12 protein-coding genes are annotated in these 16,041 nt (G+C 62.6%); 7 read left to right on the top strand and 5 right to left on the bottom strand.

Going from position 1 to position 16,041, the window contains the following annotated elements:
* Positions 1–2: 2 nt before the first annotated feature.
* The 3 genes from H4W01_RS19750 to H4W01_RS19740 form a co-directional block, all read right to left on the bottom strand.
* Positions 3–3,269: an efflux RND transporter permease subunit gene (locus H4W01_RS19750; protein WP_010405552.1), complete on the bottom strand. Its 3,267-nt coding sequence runs from the start codon at positions 3,267–3,269 to the stop codon at positions 3–5.
* Between the two features lie 3 nt (positions 3,270–3,272).
* Complete coding sequence (locus tag H4W01_RS19745; protein ID WP_010405553.1) at positions 3,273–4,442, bottom strand: efflux RND transporter periplasmic adaptor subunit; 1,170 nt, start codon at positions 4,440–4,442, stop codon at positions 3,273–3,275.
* 88 nt (positions 4,443–4,530) lie between these two features.
* Positions 4,531–5,811 carry a TolC family protein gene (locus H4W01_RS19740; protein ID WP_033963168.1) on the bottom strand — a complete coding sequence of 427 codons (1,281 nt, stop codon included), beginning with the start codon at positions 5,809–5,811 and terminating at the stop codon, positions 4,531–4,533.
* Positions 5,812–6,090: 279 nt separating this feature from the next.
* Here H4W01_RS19740 and H4W01_RS19735 point away from each other — a divergent pair, with 279 nt between their 5' ends.
* The 4 genes from H4W01_RS19735 (at position 6,091) to H4W01_RS19720 (ending at position 9,244) form a co-directional block, all read left to right on the top strand.
* Positions 6,091–6,489: a MerR family transcriptional regulator gene (locus H4W01_RS19735; RefSeq protein ID WP_033963081.1), complete on the top strand. Its 399-nt coding sequence runs from the start codon at positions 6,091–6,093 to the stop codon at positions 6,487–6,489.
* Between the two features lie 112 nt (positions 6,490–6,601).
* Positions 6,602–7,342 carry a transporter gene (locus tag H4W01_RS19730; RefSeq protein WP_209612916.1) on the top strand — a complete coding sequence of 247 codons (741 nt, stop codon included), beginning with the start codon at positions 6,602–6,604 and terminating at the stop codon, positions 7,340–7,342.
* Between the two features lie 119 nt (positions 7,343–7,461).
* Entirely contained in the window at positions 7,462–8,694 is a 1,233-nt protein-coding gene (locus H4W01_RS19725; RefSeq protein ID WP_231564856.1) for an aspartyl protease family protein, read from the top strand.
* A gap of 313 nt (positions 8,695–9,007) precedes the next feature.
* Positions 9,008–9,244 (top strand): copper-binding protein, encoded by a 237-nt coding sequence (locus tag H4W01_RS19720; protein WP_010405563.1) that lies wholly within the window; start codon positions 9,008–9,010, stop codon positions 9,242–9,244.
* A 229-nt stretch (positions 9,245–9,473) separates the two neighbouring features.
* Here the strand turns inward: H4W01_RS19720 and H4W01_RS19715 are convergent, their stop codons facing one another.
* Both H4W01_RS19715 and H4W01_RS19710 read right to left on the bottom strand, forming a co-directional pair.
* The gene (locus H4W01_RS19715; protein WP_010405564.1) at positions 9,474–10,346 is read right to left on the bottom strand and encodes an undecaprenyl-diphosphate phosphatase; all 873 of its coding nucleotides are present in this window, start codon (positions 10,344–10,346) and stop codon (positions 9,474–9,476) included.
* A gap of 65 nt (positions 10,347–10,411) precedes the next feature.
* A complete protein-coding gene (locus tag H4W01_RS19710) occupies positions 10,412–12,934 on the bottom strand; it encodes a heavy metal translocating P-type ATPase (RefSeq protein ID WP_249340854.1) in 2,523 nt (840 codons plus the stop codon).
* A 67-nt stretch (positions 12,935–13,001) separates the two neighbouring features.
* On the opposite strand from H4W01_RS19710, the gene H4W01_RS19705 reads away from it, so the two are divergent.
* The 3 genes from H4W01_RS19705 to H4W01_RS19695 all read left to right on the top strand — a co-directional run bounded on the left by H4W01_RS19705 (position 13,002) and on the right by H4W01_RS19695 (position 16,020).
* Positions 13,002–13,421 carry a MerR family transcriptional regulator gene (locus H4W01_RS19705; RefSeq protein ID WP_010405566.1) on the top strand — a complete coding sequence of 140 codons (420 nt, stop codon included), beginning with the start codon at positions 13,002–13,004 and terminating at the stop codon, positions 13,419–13,421.
* Between the two features lie 140 nt (positions 13,422–13,561).
* Positions 13,562–15,499: a cytochrome c/FTR1 family iron permease gene (locus H4W01_RS19700; RefSeq protein ID WP_029622657.1), complete on the top strand. Its 1,938-nt coding sequence runs from the start codon at positions 13,562–13,564 to the stop codon at positions 15,497–15,499.
* A 170-nt stretch (positions 15,500–15,669) separates the two neighbouring features.
* On the top strand, positions 15,670–16,020 hold the full coding sequence (locus H4W01_RS19695; RefSeq protein WP_081988561.1) for a hypothetical protein: 351 nt from the start codon (positions 15,670–15,672) through the stop codon (positions 16,018–16,020).
* The last annotated feature ends 21 nt before the right edge of the window (positions 16,021–16,041 follow it).

The following is a 16,041-nucleotide window of genomic DNA, read 5'->3' as shown; positions in this document are numbered from 1 at the left end:
TGTCATGTCGAGATCGGCTCGGGGGTCGGATGCGCCGCCACGCCGCCATCCGGCTCGGGATCGCGGTGCTTGCCCACGCGTTCGCCCCAGCCAAGCACCACGCGGGCGATGGCGGGGAGAACGAGCAAAGTGAGAATGGTAGCCGCAACCAAGCCCCCGATAACAGTGGTCGCCAGGGGCTTCTGGACCTCGGCGCCGGTGCCGTGCGCGAGCGCCATCGGCACGAAACCGATCGCCGGCACAAATCCGGTCATGACGACGGCGCGCATCTTTTCGGCCATCCCGTCGCGGATCGCCTGAGCGAGCGGAAACCCTGCCTCGATCCGTTCGCGTATCGCTGTCATCACCACGAGGCCATTGAGTACGGCGACGCCCGCAAGACAGATGAAGCCGACAGCGGCTGATACCGAGAATGCAATGCCGGTGAGCGCCAAGGTGAACACGCCGCCCGCCAATCCTAAGGGCACCGCCAGGAACACCGCAGTAGCGCGTCCAAAGCTGCCGAGAGCCATGTAGAGCAGGCCAAAGATCAACGCGAAACAGAGCGGCACAACGATCGAAAGCCGCTTAGATGCATCCTGCAGACTCTGGAACTGCCCGCCCCATTCGAGATAATAGCCGGCCGGAAGTTTGACCTGTGCAATCTTGGCCTGCGCTTCGGCGACGAACGACCCGGCATCACGTCCCAACAAGTTCACCTGAATGGCGAGACGGCGCTTGCCGTTCTCGCGCCTGATCTCATTGAGGCCTTCGGTGACGCGAATCTGCGCGACTTGCGAGAGCGGCACTTGCTGGCGAGCTTGCCCGGCCTTCTCAGGAAGCAACACCGGCAGCGCCTGGATGTCATCCAGGCTGGTGCGCGTGGTTTCGGGCACGCGCACCGTGATGTCGAACCGCCGGTCGCCCTCATAGAGCAAACCGGACTCGCGGCCCCCGAGCGCCGCGGAAACCGTGTCGGCCACTTCGCGCATCGTGAGACCATAGCGTGCAATGGCGGCGCGATCGAGCTTCACGTCGAGCGTCGGCGCACCACCAACCTGGTCAGCCTTTACGCTGCCCGCGCCCGGAATGGATTGCAGGACGCGAACCATCTCGCTGGCCGTCTGCGCCATCTTGTCGAGGTCGTCGCCGTAGAGCTTGATGGCGACGTCACCGCGAACACCCGCGATCAGTTCGTTGAAGCGAAGTTGGATCGGTTGGCTCATTTCATAGATTTGACCGAGCTGACCACGTGACACCTTCTCAATGCGCTCGATCACCTCGGCTTTTGTATGGACGCTGGCGGGCCACTGATCCTGGGGCTTGAGAATGATATAGCCGTCCGACATGTTCTGCGGCATCGGATCGGTCGCAACCTCAGCGGTGCCGGTCTTGGAAAACATCAGCTCGACTTCGGGCAGTTTTTTCACGGCGGCCTCGACCTGTCGCTGCATAGCGAGCGACTGTTCGAGGTTGACCGAGGGAACGCGGGTCGAGGCGAGGGCAATATTCTTCTCGTCGAGCTGCGGGATGAACTCGCTGCCCAACAATCCGAACGCCGGCACCGCGGCGAGAAAGAAGGCCAGTCCGCCGAGGATGAACGGCCACGGCCGTGCGATCGCCTTGTCGAGCAGCGGCAGATAGCGCTCCTTGCTCTTGCGGATCAGCCACACTTCCTTCTCGGCGACCCGGCCGCGAATGAGCAGCGCCACCATGGCCGGCACGAAGGTCAGCGCCAGGATGAAGGCCGCGACCAGCGCGAGCATGATCGTGATTGCCATCGGCGAGAACGTCTTGCCCTCGACGCCGGTGAACATGAGCAGCGGCGCAAAGGCAAGCAGGATGATTGCTTGCCCGAAAACGGTCGGCTTTATCATTTCCTGAGCGGCGCGCATGGTCTCCTCAAGCCGCTCGCGAAGGGCGAGCAGCCGGCCCTCATGTTCCTGCCGGTGCGCTAGCCGCGCCAGACAGTTCTCGATGATGATCACCGCGCCGTCGACGATAAGACCGAAGTCGAGAGCCCCCAGGCTCATCAGGTTGCCGGGCACGCGAAAGGCGTTCATCCCCATTGCCATCATGAGGAACGAGAAGGGAATAACGAGCACCGCGATCAGCGCCGCGCGCCAGTTGCCGAGCAACAGGAATAGCGCGACCGCCACCAGGATCGCGCCCTCGGTCAGATTGCGCTGCACGGTCGCGACCGTCGCGTTGACCAGCTTCGAGCGGTCGAGCACCACCTTGACGGTAACGCCGGGCGGCAAGGTCTTCGATACCTGCTCGAGCTTTGCAGAGACATCCTGCGCAACGATGCGGCTGTTCTGACCGATAAGCATCAACGCGGTGCCGATGACGGCTTCTTTGCCGTTCACGCTGCCCGCACCGGTGCGAAGGTCGCCCCCGCTCTCGACATTGGCGATCTGGCCAACGGTGATGGGAACACCGCCGCGTGTGGCGGCGACGGCGTTCTTGATTTCATCCACCGAGCGAACCCGCGCATCGAGCCGAACCAAATAGCCTTCGCCGCCGCGGTTATAGTAGTTCGCGCCCACCGCGAGGTTGGCGTTCTCCAGCGCCTCGCCAAGCTCGCTATACGAGATACCGTAGGTCGAGAGTTTCACCGGATCTGGTTCAACCACGAATGTCTTGGCGTAGCCGCCGATCGAGTCGACGCCGGCCACGCCCGGAACGGCGCGGAGCTGTGGGCGGACGATCCAGTCCTGAACGGTGCGAAGGAACCCGGCCTGTTCGACCGCATTCGTCAGCCGATCGCCTTCGGGCGTCAGGTAACTCCGATCCGATTGCCAGCCGGGCTGGCCGTTCACAATTTTCGCGCCTTTGCCGTCAGGATTGGCATATTCGACCGTGTACATCACGACTTCGCCAAGACCGGTCGTAACCGGGCCGATCTGCGGCTGTACGCCGTCGGGCAACGTATCGCGCGCCTGGGTCAGGCGTTCGCCTACCTGCTGGCGCGCGAAATAGAGATCGGTGCCTTCCGAGAATATTGCGGATACCTGGCTAAAGCCATTGCGGGAAATCGAACGGGTCGTCTCCAGTCCAGGGATGCCAGCCAGCGCGGTTTCGATCGGATAAGTGACAAGCTTTTCCATCTCGACCGGCGAGAGGCGCCGATCGACGGTGTTGATCTGTACCTGTTTGTTGGTGATGTCGGGCACGGCGTCGATCGGCAGCTTGGTGAGCTGCCACAGGCCAAGACCGGCAATCGCCAGGAAGATGAACAGGACCGCCCAGCGCGCACGGACGGCCAGCGCGATAAGGTTGGCGATCATCTGTTATTCTTCCTCGCCCGCGCCCTTGCCGAGTTCGGCTTTGAGCAGGAAGGCGTTCTTGGTGGCGATGGTCTGCCCGGCTGAGAGGCCCGACACGATCTCGATGCGGCCGGCGCTGCGCTGGCCGGTAGTGACATTCTGGGCGCGGAAACCCTTAGCAGTGCGTGTGAACACGACGTCGCGACCTTCAAGGCTCTGAACGGCGTCTTCTGGCACGACAATCGCGTTCGAAACCTCGCCGCGGCTTGGCAGGAGCCGCACCCGGACTGCGAGACCCGGCTGCAGAGAACCGGGAACATCTAACACCGCAGTCGCGGAACGAGTCTCCCCGCTAAGGCCAGGGGTCACGGCGCGCACGCGCGCCTCGATCGTCCGCCCGCCGGGCAATTCGACGATTGCGCGGTCACCGGGGGATAAGCGCTGAGCATCAGCCGGACCGACCGCGGCTTCGATCTGAATCTTCGCAGGATCGGCAACCCGGAACAGTTCGGTCTCGGGTTGAACGAACGCCCCGAGACTTACGTTTTCGGCGGTCACGCGCCCTGTGATCGGACTTGCGACGACGACACCGCGACCATCGCTTGTGACGTTTGCCGCTCCCGCGGCGACCTGCGCGCGTCGCGCCTCGGCCGCCGCGGACGTCGCCCCGGCCTGAGCCTGCTCGAGATCGACCCGCGCGGATACTTTCTGCCGGTACAAATATTGCTCTCGCGCCAATGCCTTTTGCGCCAGCGCTGATTTGGCAGCTGCGACCGTGCGATCCGCCGCGAATTGAGCCGCCTCACGGCTCTCGACGATCGCGAGCGCTTCGCCTGCTCGTACGGGATCGCCCAGGCGCTTGAGCAAGCGCGTCACCGCACCTCCGGCTCTCGCTGTGACGATCGCCTCGCCAGTAGGGGAGGCTGCCACTGTCGCTTGGCTAACGATTTCGGCACCCAGACCGCCTGCCTTGACCGTTTCAGTCGCAATGCTAGCTTGCTGCATTGCTTGTGCGGTCATTGCCAAGGTATCCGGCTTCTTCTCCTTGCCCGATGCAGCCGCAGGAACGCTGGCCGGGGCCTCGACGGGCTTCGAGCCGCCCGTGGTATAGCGGGCAACCGCGAAACCACCGAGCGCGGCGATCAACGCGACACCGGCCGCACTGCCAAGCAGGCGCTTATCCTGAAGGATCATAGGTGTTCTCCGAGATAAAACGAGGCGCGAGCATACGACTTATGCCCAAGGCACGTGCGGCCGGAACCCGGCTTATGTTCCAAGTTCATCACTGCCGCGCCTCACCGTTGGCGAGGGTGGCTGGCGTCGTCAGACGCTGCAATCTCGCCACTGCATCGTGGTAGGCGGCAAGCGCATCGACATAGGCTTGCCGGGTTTGAGACAGCGTTCGCTCGGCGTCTAGCAGCGCGATCTGGTCAAACTTGCCTTGAGAGTAACCGATACGCGCGATCCTGGCCGCCTCCGCTGCGGCAGCGAGACCTGGGCCTCCCGTAGCGCGTGCAGTCGCGGCAGCATTGGCGACTTCGGTTTGCGCGCGGGCGATATCCTGGCGGGTATCGAGTGCCACGAGGGAGCGCAGCGCCTGAGCCTGCGTCTGCTCGGCTTGCGACTGACTGACGAAGGCCCGACCATTGTTAAAGATCGGGATGGGGACACTCACGCCGACCACGGCGGCTGTGTCATTGGTCTCCGCCAAACGACGGGCTCCTGCGCTGATCGTGATGTTAGGAATGCGTGACGCGCGAGCTAGTCGGACCTGAGCATCCGCCGCGCGAACGTCGGCGGTGGCAGCGGCAAAAGCGAGAGTCTCTTCGACATCGACGGGCTGAGCGGGCCCATAGAAACTTGCGACCTGATCGAACCAGGCGCGGTCAAGCAGCCCCGTGATCGGGCGACCGATGAGCGCGGCGAGATTTAGTCTTGCAGCCTGTGCCTGCCGCCCCGCACTGTCGGCAGCGACCTGTGCGTTGATCCGGAGGACATCAGCGCGTTGCTGCTCGATTGGCGATGCCGCGCCGGCACGAACGCGTTCGCTTGCGATCCGCAAGGCATTTGCTGCAATAGCAGACTGCTCCGACAGCACTTCTGTACGACGCTCGGCTGCGGCCGCCTCGACATAGAGCTGCGTGATCCTGAGCCGAAGGTCGGCAACGGCGATTGCGGTCTGGATCTCAGCCCGGGTCAGTCGTGCGTTCGCCAGCGCAAGCCGCGCGCTGCGCTTGCCTCCTAGTTCCAGAGGCAGCGCAATTCCGACGCTTGATTCAGCGCTGCGGAAGCCTCGATATTGCCCCGAACCCGCTAAATTTTCGACTTGCAGCTGAACCTCGGGGTTTGGGCGCAATCCCGCTATCGTACGGGCGGCCGTGACCGCCTGCACACCGGCAGTCGATGCTGCGATCGAGGGCGAAGCGGCGCCGCCCTGAGACAAGGCCGCTTCAAGGCTAAGCACCTCTCCCTCGGTCGAAGTCGTCGGCACCCCCGGTTGAGACCCCGTTTGCGCCTGCGCGACCGACGCGCCAGCGAGGCACGCGACCAGCGTTGCATTCAGCACGCACAAAACCGCGCGCGGCGGAACGATCATCCTGCGCACCTCTAGGTTGCCGGCCGGAGTTCAGTCCGCGCATTGCGGACGATCTCATACGCGGAAGGAAGGAACAGAAGCGCGATCACGCCGTCAACCGTGAGGTCGGGCAACGCTCGCCCCGTCCATGGCGGGCGGGCGCGTTAACGATTCGGGTGTCAATCATCTGGCTTCTTTACAATCTCTAGCTGCTGTAGGAGCAAGCGCAAAGTTCGATGGCAGCAAATGATTTGGAGCAAATGCGAGATGAAGATTGGTGAGTTGGCGCGCGCGACTGCGACCAAGGTGACGACGATCCGCTTTTACGAGCAAATTGGTGTGCTCGAAACACCTGAGCGCACATCCTCGGGCAGACGCACCTATGGTGACGGCGACGTGGATCGCCTGAACTTCGTGCGGAACGGGCGAAGGCTCGGTTTCTCGATCGAGGAAATTCGTTCGCTCCTCGCGCTTGCCGATCAACCGGAGCGCGACTGTGCGGAAGCAGCGGAAATCGCAGCGCGGCACCTGGTCGGTGTGGAGGATCGGCTTCGCCAGCTTTCTGCCTTGCGCGACGAGCTGAGCGCCATGAGCGCGAGCGGGTGCTGCGCCCGAACGATGGCCGAGTGCCGGGTCATTCAAGCGATAGCGCGGCCAGCCGCTTAGGTGCCGACTGATTGCGTCCAGGAGCGGAGTAAGTTTTCGATGCCCCATTGCCATCTTCGCACATCAACAACGCTCATTATCGTTGCGGCGTTCGCAGTGGCAGCTCCAGCTCATGCGGACCCTTCCGACGACTTCATCAATCCCGATCGGCCCGGGATCGCGGATGGAAGCACGACGGTTGGCCAGGGGTCATTTTCAGTTCGAGACGGCTATCCAGCGCGAGTATCGCAGCAACGGCGATGAACGAGAGCATACGACCTTTATTCCGAGGCTGCTGCGATATGGGTTCAGCAAGAACTGGGAGTTCCGTGTCGAAGGCAACACGTTCACTCGGCAGCGCCAGCACGACCCGGCCCTAGTCGATACGGACAGCAGCGGGTTTGCGCCGTCCTCGATTGGTCTGAAGTACAATATCGTCAAGGCAGTGGGATCGACCCAGCCATCAATCGGCGCAATCGTTCGGGTCTTTCCACCTTCTGGTTCCAGTGCTTTTCGTAACTCGCGCGCAACCGGGGATTTCCGCTTGGCGGCCGACTGGAATTTTGTCGACAAATGGTCATTGAACCCCAACGTCGGCGTGGCGGTGTACGAGGACGACACGAAGCGCTCCTATGCCGCCGGACTGTTCGCAGCTACGTTGAACTACAATCCGAGCAAGATCCTGAATTTTTTCGTCGACACCGAGCTTCAATATGCCGAGGAGAAGAATGGACGTGCTTCGTTGATCTTCGACGTTGGGGCCGCGTACATCATCGGGCACGATATACAGATTGACCTTAGCGTCGGGACGGGTGCCGCCGGCACAAAACCACCTCATCCTTTTCTCGCGGCGGGCTTCTCGAAACGCTTCTGATCGCTAAACCCGCAGCATGGCCGTATCATTTTCGGTCGGGGGGCTTGATCCTTGAGGGGCTGGAGCATGTAGCAACGCTCGAACCTCTCCGCGACTCGTGAGAAGCGAATGGAAATTCGGTGGAACCCAGGGAAGAAATCAAGACGATTTGGCATGCTGACCGGCGGGCGGCGATCATGTGGCTCGGGGCCGGGCTCATGACGAGCATTCCGCTTCCTCTATTGGCAGCGAGGACCGAGCGGGGTCGGTCTTGGGGCGGCTTCGCTACGCCTCCGGTCTGGCGCCCGATAGAAGTCGCAACCGGCGACACGCTGATCGTGCCGGCCAAGGTGTCCGGCGTAGCAATCGACGCGGTGCTCGACAGCGGAAGCGGCGCGTCAATTATCAGCAAACCGCTCGCGGCCAAGCTTGGCTTGACGAACCTGGAGCCGCGACGGATCAACGGCCTGGGCGGCAAGGCTCCGGTTGGTCTGGTCCGTAATGTCGCGGTGATGCTGGACACTCATGCTACCGTCCTCCCCTCCGCAGTCGTTGCAGACTTGGGGGCGGTTTCGGCCGCCTTTGGTCGGCCGATCGACATGATCCTCGGGTCAGACGTACTAGCGGGTGGCTGCCTGGCGCTCGATTTCACGACACGGCGGTTTGCATTTGAGAAGACCGCCAGCTTTGTGGGGGGTCCGGAATGGACTGTACTTCCGCTCGGGCACGGGGCCAAACGGGAATTGTTTGTGCTCGCGTCCATCGCCGGACTGGACCCGGTGCCGCTGATGCTCGATTTCGGCAGTTCGTCGGCGTTGATGCTATCCTCCGCCTATATCGAGGCGCACTCCGTTCTCGTCGGCAAGACCGTCTCCACCGCCGCCCTTGGCGGGGTCGAGGGAGTGCAAATCGTCAAGGCCTTCGTTGCCGACAAGGTGAGCCTGGGCGCGCTCTCGAGCGCCTTAGTTCCGGCGCTCGCCCTTGATCGGTGGACCTCGGTGAGCACGGTAGGGAATGTGGGGATGCCGTTGCTCGGACAATTCGACATCGTACTGGACGTGTCTCAAGGACAGTTGTGGTTGCGTTCCGCCCCTCCTCGGGCGCGCCTGCCGATGCTGAAGGATCGAAGCGGCCTCGGCCTCGCCGCCTCCACTACTGACCTGACTGTCGTGCATGTGGCATCCGGCAGCCCTGCGGATCGGGCGGGGTGGGCCGTCGGTGAGCAGGTTGTAGCCGTGGACGGTCGTCCTATCGACAGCTCCTATACGCGGGGATTGCTTTGGCAATGGCGCTACGGCCCCGCAGGAAGCCGGGTAACGCTTAAGCTCGCGAACGGAACGACGCGGGTTCTAAAGCTTGCCGACTACTACTGAGCAGCTCGACACGAAAGCAATGGGAAGCTACAGGTCCTGCTCGGGACTGGCGCTGGTTTGGAGGTGATGAGCCGGATCGCCATACTCAGTCGGTGGCATGCTGGCAGCCTCGCCGGTGTCAATGTTCGTTTTGGCGGCCGCTTAGCCGCTGTTGCTGCGCAAGCCGCTACGTCCATCTTCCAAAACGACCCCAACCTCTCAGCAAAAGGAAGTCATCATAAGAGCGCTACGCATCGCATTGCGTACCGCCGCCATCTTCCGCCGGTCCGGCCCTCGCTCAATCCATGAGCGGAGATATGAAAGGCATGCCGGTATGGCGGGCATGGACAAGAAGGCGCCTGCCGTCACGACGGGGCAGGGTGTCGATGTCATCACCGCGATCGATACCAAGGCGAACAAGCTCACGATCCAGCATCGGCCGATACTGGCGGTGGGCTGGCCAGCAATGACCATGGCGTTCAAAGGCCATTCCGCCGACACCGTTCGTGCCTGCGACGTCGGCGATCAGGTCGGATGCCCGTTGATCACAACATTGTCTGCTACCAATTGAGCACGATTTGATCGATGTTGCTGCAAGAGCGGCGAACCTGTCACGGCGCCTCTCATCGTCGCCGAAATCTAGTATCTATCGGACTGTGGCTACATCTGACTGAGCTGCACGACCATTCGCCTGATACCAGATTGGGTGAACCTCCTAGGCATAGGCATAGGCATAGGCATCGCGATGCGTCGACGAGGCATTGCCATGCCAATTTCCCGATGTGTTGGGAGGCTGACGCTTAGACTAGCCAGGCGTTGGTGGTCGCGATGACCAGAAGAACGCCAAGCACTCCGCGATAGATGACGAAGGGCCAGGCGGAGAAGCGCTCGAGGACGCGCATTAGCGCCCAGATCGCCGCGAATGCTGAAACGGTTGCGACGCCAAGGCCGACCGCCAGAATGGACCAGCCGTGCATGTCGAGGTGGACTTTGTGCAGCTCCCACAATTCCTTCAATCCGGCGAGAGCGATAGCCGGGATGCCCAACAGGAATGAAAAGCGCGCAGCTTCTTCACGCTTAAATCCGAGTGCGAGCGCAGCGGTGAGAGTCGATCCGGAGCGTGAGACGCCTGGGATGAGGGCTCCGACCTGGGCCAGGCCGACGAGCAGCGCGTCCACCAGTGATGCATTCTCGACGCTGCGGCGGTGGCGTGCCAGGATTTCGGTGAGCGCCATCAGCACCGCCATCAAGATGCACGCCCAGCCAATCACCGGCAATGCGCGAAGGGGTGAGTTGCATGTATTGAGGCTGCTCGAAAGTAACGCGCCCGCCAGCGCGATAGGAATCGTTGCCAGCACGATCCAGGTCGCCAGACGAAGATCGGGATCGGCGAATTCGCGGCGGCTGATCGCCGACACTGACCCGACCGCAAGACGGCGAACGTCTCGCCAAAAATAGCTGATAACGGCGGCGAGCGCCGCAAGCTGCATCGCGGCCGAAAAGGCCGAACCCGGATCTCGCCACCCCAGCACGGCAGGTACGACGCGCATATGGGCTGTCGACGAAATCGGCAGAAGTTCGGTAATGCCCTGCACCACGCCCAATAGGGCGACCTTGGCATAGCCCAATGTCACAAAGCCCGTGTCGATGCTCGCGGTACATTGGCCGGCCATATCAATGTAGTCCTTTGCGGGATGGAAGAGCGAAGATCGTGGCTTCGGGACGCTCGGTAACCGGGCTATCGCGCCTGCTGGTCGCGATCGATAAGACGCAGCCCGTTGAGCACGACCAGGAGCGATGCTCCGACATCTGCTGCTATCGCGCCCCAGAGCGACGCCATTCCAAGCAGCGTCAGCCCCCCGAAGACGAGCTTTACCGCAAGCGAGAAGCCGATGTTCTGCCGGATGATGGTGAGTGTCGCTCGTGAGTGCCGAATGAGCCACGGTAGCTGGGAGAGATCGTCCTGCATCAGTGCGATGTCGGCCGTCTCGATCGCCGCATCACTCCCAATCGCGCCCATCGCGATGCCGAGGCTCGCCCGCGCCATCGCCGGCGCGTCGTTGACGCCGTCACCGACCATGGCAACAAGGCCGTGCTGCGCCACCAGTCTTTCTATCGCCTCGACCTTCTGTTCGGGAAGCAGCTCGGCGTAAACCTCATCCACGCCGGTTTCATGCGCGATCGCTTCGGCCGGCGCGCGAGCATCTCCCGTGAGCATGACCACTTGAGCGATGCCAAGGGCGTGTAATTGTGCAACGATTAGTCTTGCTTCAGGTCGCACCGCATCACCCACCGCGATCAACCCGATCACTGTCATGGATTCCCAGACCGCGATTCCAGTCAGTCCGGCTCCAGCGATACGTTTCAAGGCGGTTGTCAGTTTTTCGCTGTCGCCGCCGCCGAGCCTCTGTTCAAGATAGATGGCAGAACCGACCCAGACGTGGCGATCATTGATCTTGCCAACAACCCCTAGGCCCGGGACAGCCGTCACGTCTTTCGCGGGGACCACGTCTATGCCGCGCTCCGCTGCAATGGCGAGGATTGCGCGCGCAATGGGGTGTTCGCTGCGGGCTTCAACGGCAGCAGCAAATGACAGTAACTCAGATTCGCTCCGGGTGCCGATCGGTATGATTTCGATCACCTTGGGGCGGCCAAGCGTGAGTGTGCCGGTCTTGTCCATCGCAATCGCCGTGAGGCGGGCAGGCGTTTCCAGATGGACACCTCCCTTGATCAGCACGCCCCGCCGGGCCGCGCCGGTCAATCCTGCGACTATGCTGACAGGGGTCGAGATGACCAGGGCGCAGGGACAGGCGATGACGAGCAACACCAGCGCTTGATAGAACCATGCGGCCCAACTTCCCCCGAGCAGAAGCGGCGGCACGAGGAATGCCGCCAGGGAAAGCGCCATCACGACCGGCGTGTATATCCGCGCGAAGCGTTCCACCCACTGTTCGCTCGGAGCCCGTTTGCTCTGCGCCTCGCCGACCATGCGCACGATACGCGCGAGCGTGGTGTCGGAGGCTGGCCGGGTGGTTACGATCTCGAGCGCGCCCATGCCGTTGATGGTCCCGGCATAGACCACCGCGTCTTGCGTCACCGTAACGGGTACGCTTTCGCCCGTGATTGGCGCCTGATTGACCGCGCTCGTCCCCGCAACCACATAGCCGTCGAGCGGTATCTTTCCGCCCGGGGGAACGATCACATGGGTTCCGACCGCAACTTCGGCAACGGGTACGTCCTTCTCGACGCCTGCCGCATCTCGTATCCGGGCAGAATCCGGCGCGATTTCCATAAGTGCGGCGACGGCACGGCGGGCACGTCCCAGGCTCCATGCCTCAAGCGCCAGCGCAAGGGCGAAGAAAAATGCGACAGTCGCCGCTTCGAACCATTGGCCGATGCCGAGGGCACCCGCCACCGCGACCAGCATGAGCAGGTTCATGTCCGGCCGGAGTCGCCGCGCCGCGAGGATCGCCTTGGGTGCGACGTATCGAACTGCCGACAGGACCGACAAGGAATAAGCGAGCATCGCCAGAACCGGGGGGTGCGCCTCGCGCGCCAGACTCTCGTGCAGTACCGCAGCGAAGCCGTTTGCGCGCGCGTGAATCGCAAAACCGACCAGGACCAAAGCGCCGCTTGCGATGGTCAGCCCGGCCTGAACCCGGCGTCGCCGCTGCTCCTCTGGCGCACCGGCACTGCGCTCGCCTTCTTTCCACAGTTCGGCGCGCATCCCCGTGCGTTCGACTGCCCTTAGGATGTCGGCGTGAAGAGAGAGATCGGCACCGCTCGCGATCGACATGCGACCGTTGATGAGATCGAACGACAGATTTTCCGGCCCTACGATCGGACCGAGTTCGCGCTTGAGCACCGCGACTTCGTCACCGCAGTCCATGCCATGGATTTCGAAAATGACGCCGTCCGGATGGTCCGGGAGAGCCTGGGCAACGGGCGCCGGTTCACCCGAGCAGCTTCTGCAACCGTCGGCTCCTGCGGCATCTTTTGAGATACCGCTCTGACCATCTAGCTCGGCGGTCATCCCGGTGGTCGATACGGCCGCGATCACGGCTTCGACTGTGAGGCCGGACGCGACATCGACGTCGAGCAGGCCAAGCTTCGGCTGGAACGACAAAAACCGCTCATCTCCAACGAGTGGGATAAGCGCTTCTCTGAGCAATCGAACCTCATTCTGGCAGTCTAGCCCCTGGACCTTGAAGCGCCACCGGCGCCCTATCGCTATGGGGCTCGTCCCGGTCTGCTCGAACATTGCGTCACCTCGACTTTTCGACATGACACCCACTATACAGTCTGAAGTCACTAGAGGGTCAAACGATATGTCCACCGAGCCGCTCAGCATCGGGAGTCTCGCCAAAGCCACCGACAGCAAGGTGGAGACGATCCGCTATTATGAGAGCATCGGCTTGTTGGCGGCGCCCGCCCGAACAAAGAACAACTATCGCGCCTACACCGCCCAACATCTCGCACGGCTCAGTTTCATTCGCAGGGCTCGCGCGCTGGGTTTCTCGATCGACCAGGTTCAGGAGTTGCTCAAGCTCGCCGACCAGAAGGATATTTCTTGCAAGGCGGTGGACGCGATCGCGCGGGAGCATCTCGCCGAAATCGACCGAAAGCTCCGCGATCTGAATACTTTGAGGTCCGAGTTGAGCAACGTGATTGTCCAGTGCGGACAGGGCACTATTTCCGAGTGCCGCATCATCGAGACATTGGCGCCGGATTCCGCCACGTTCAGCTGAGCAGGGCGGTTGATGATACCACCGTTCGCAATTGCCAGCAGCTAATGCAAACAAGTCGCAAAACCACTTGACCCTCTAGCGGCTAGAGGGTGTAGACGTTGCGCATGTTTACGCCTTCAAACAGCCCTTTGTCGATTCTCTTGCGGACGGTCTCGTTGCGCCGCGCGCTGGCGGTGCTCGGCGCCCTCTTGTTTGCCCTTGGCACAAGCGTCGCGGCCCATGCCCAAACGACCGACGTCCAGACGGCATGGCGGCTACTTGATTATATGGCGGTCGACTATGGCGGTGCTGTCAGCGGCGGACGGGTGAAGAGTCCTTCCGAATATGCCGAGATGACCGAATTCGCGGCCTCGGTATCGACTCGCCTTTCGACGCTGTCGCCCACGCCGGCGCGCGGGAAGCTGATCGCGGGCGCAGCTCGACTTCAGGGCGTCATCGCCGCGAAGGGAACGCCCGAAGAGGTCGCCCGCATCGCCCATGGCCTCGCCGCCGATCTGCTCAAGGCCTATCCCGTGCCGCTCGCGCCGGGCAAGGCGCCCGACCTCGCCCGCGGCGCCACGTTGTTCGCGCAGAATTGCGCGAGTTGTCACGGCATGACCGGGGATGGGCATGGCCCCGACGCGGCGAAGCTCACCACGCCGCCGATCGCCTTCAGCGAAATAACGCGCGCGCGGCAACGCAGTCCCTTCGCGCTGTACCAGGTCATCGACCAGGGCATCGACGGCACGGCGATGCAAAGCTTTGCGACCTTGCCGAGCGATGATCGCTGGGCGTTGGCCTTCTATGCCGGTCGCTTTGCCTTTCCCGACGCCCTTGCAAGCCAGGGCGAGCGGCTGTGGAAATCCGATCCCGGCCTGCGGCACATGATCCCCGACCTGACAACACTGGCGGGACTGACCCCGGAGGTGCTTGCCAAGACGATCGGACCTGCCAAGGCCGACGCGGTGATCGCCTATCTGCGCCGTCACCCGGACGCGGTGATCCGGCAGGCACCCGGCTCGCTGACCATCGCGCGCGAAAAACTGGCACGGAGCCTTGCCGCGTACCGCGGTGGCGACCGTCACGCTGCCCAGGAACTCGCGCTTTCGGCTTATCTCGATGGCTTCGAGCCACTCGAGCCGATGCTGACCGCGCGCGACGCAACGCTCATGGGGCACATCGAAAGCGCCATGGGCGAATTTCGGGCATCACTCCAGCAAGGTCGCCCCGCCGACGAGGTTGCCACGCGCGTCCAGGTGCTCGACGGCCTGTTCGACGATGCCGACGCGGCATTGTCCCCGGACGCAGCGAGCAGCGCATCGACCTTCCTGGGCGCCTTCACCATTCTGCTGCGCGAGGGGCTCGAAGCCCTGCTGATCGTCGTCGCGATGATCGCTTTCCTCCGCAAGGCCGAGCGGCCTGAAGTGCTGCCCTATGTCCATGGCGGCTGGATCGGGGCGCTCATAGTCGGCGCGGTCACATGGGGAATCGCGACCTATGCGATCGGGATCAGCGGCGCGAGCCGGGAGCTTACCGAAGGGTTCGGGTCGCTGTTCGCGGCTGTCGTCCTGCTCTCCGTGGGGATCTGGATGCACGGCAAGGCGCAGGCGGACCAATGGCAGCGCTACATCCGCGAGAAGATATCGCACGCATTGTCGAAGCAGTCGGCCTGGTTCCTGTTCGGCCTGGCCTTCATCGTCGTTTATCGCGAGGTGTTCGAGACGATGCTGTTCTATGCCGCGCTCTGGACCCAGGGCAATGGCGGCATGATGTTGGCGGGCGCCGGCTCGGCGGTCGTTCTGCTCGGGCTCATTGCCTGGGCCATGTTGCGCTACAGCCGCGCCCTGCCGATCGCGAAATTCTTTGCCTACAGTGCTTGGCTGATGGCCATCCTCACCGTAGTCCTCGCCGGCAAGGGCGTGTCGGCGCTACAGGAAGCCGGCATCATCGACATTGCGCCGCTTGGCGGCGGGATCCGCGTTTCTATGCTCGGTATCTTCCCGACCTTGCAATCGATGGCGGCTCAGCTCCTGATGTTCATCGCGGTAATCGGCGGGTTCATCCTCAACCGGCGCCGAGCCGCTGCGGCCACCGGCTGATGCAGCCCGAACGCGCGTGTATATTCCTAGGCGAGTGGGTGCGTGCCGAGGCGATCCCGATATGGCGCAAGGCACGTCCTATTTTATTGCAGACTTTCCGATGACGGCTTTATTTCTTCATGCGACGAGCGGACTAGCCCGTTACCTGCGTTCCTGTTAGAGCGTGATCCGTGCGACGCCTGCTGAACATCCTTGCGTATTTGACGATCGCCCTCTCCTTGGGAACGACGGCGACTGCGCATGTGCTGGAGCGACCGGATGTTAGCGCTTCATCCCATGAGGCGCGCGTGGACGAAGTTGCGTTAGGCCATGTACCTGGCGACGCCGACCAAGTGCCTTCTGATAGCGACAAGGGCTATCCTCATCATCACGGTGGTTGCCATGGCGATCACGTCGCAGCGCCGGTCAAGGCTACCAACGCAGCACTGACGCGCGATCTTCGGGTCGCCCCCGTCTTCGCGAGTCATTCCATGCGGCCGCTCTCTACCGCCGATCCGGCGCTGAGGCCTCCCCAAGCCTGAGGATCCGCTGACCTCGCCGGC

This window comes from Sphingomonas sp. PL20 (genome assembly GCF_017875905.1).
Taxonomy (GTDB): Bacteria; Pseudomonadota; Alphaproteobacteria; order Sphingomonadales; family Sphingomonadaceae; genus Sphingomonas; species Sphingomonas echinoides.
This window is presented reverse-complemented; position numbering and strand designations above follow the sequence as displayed.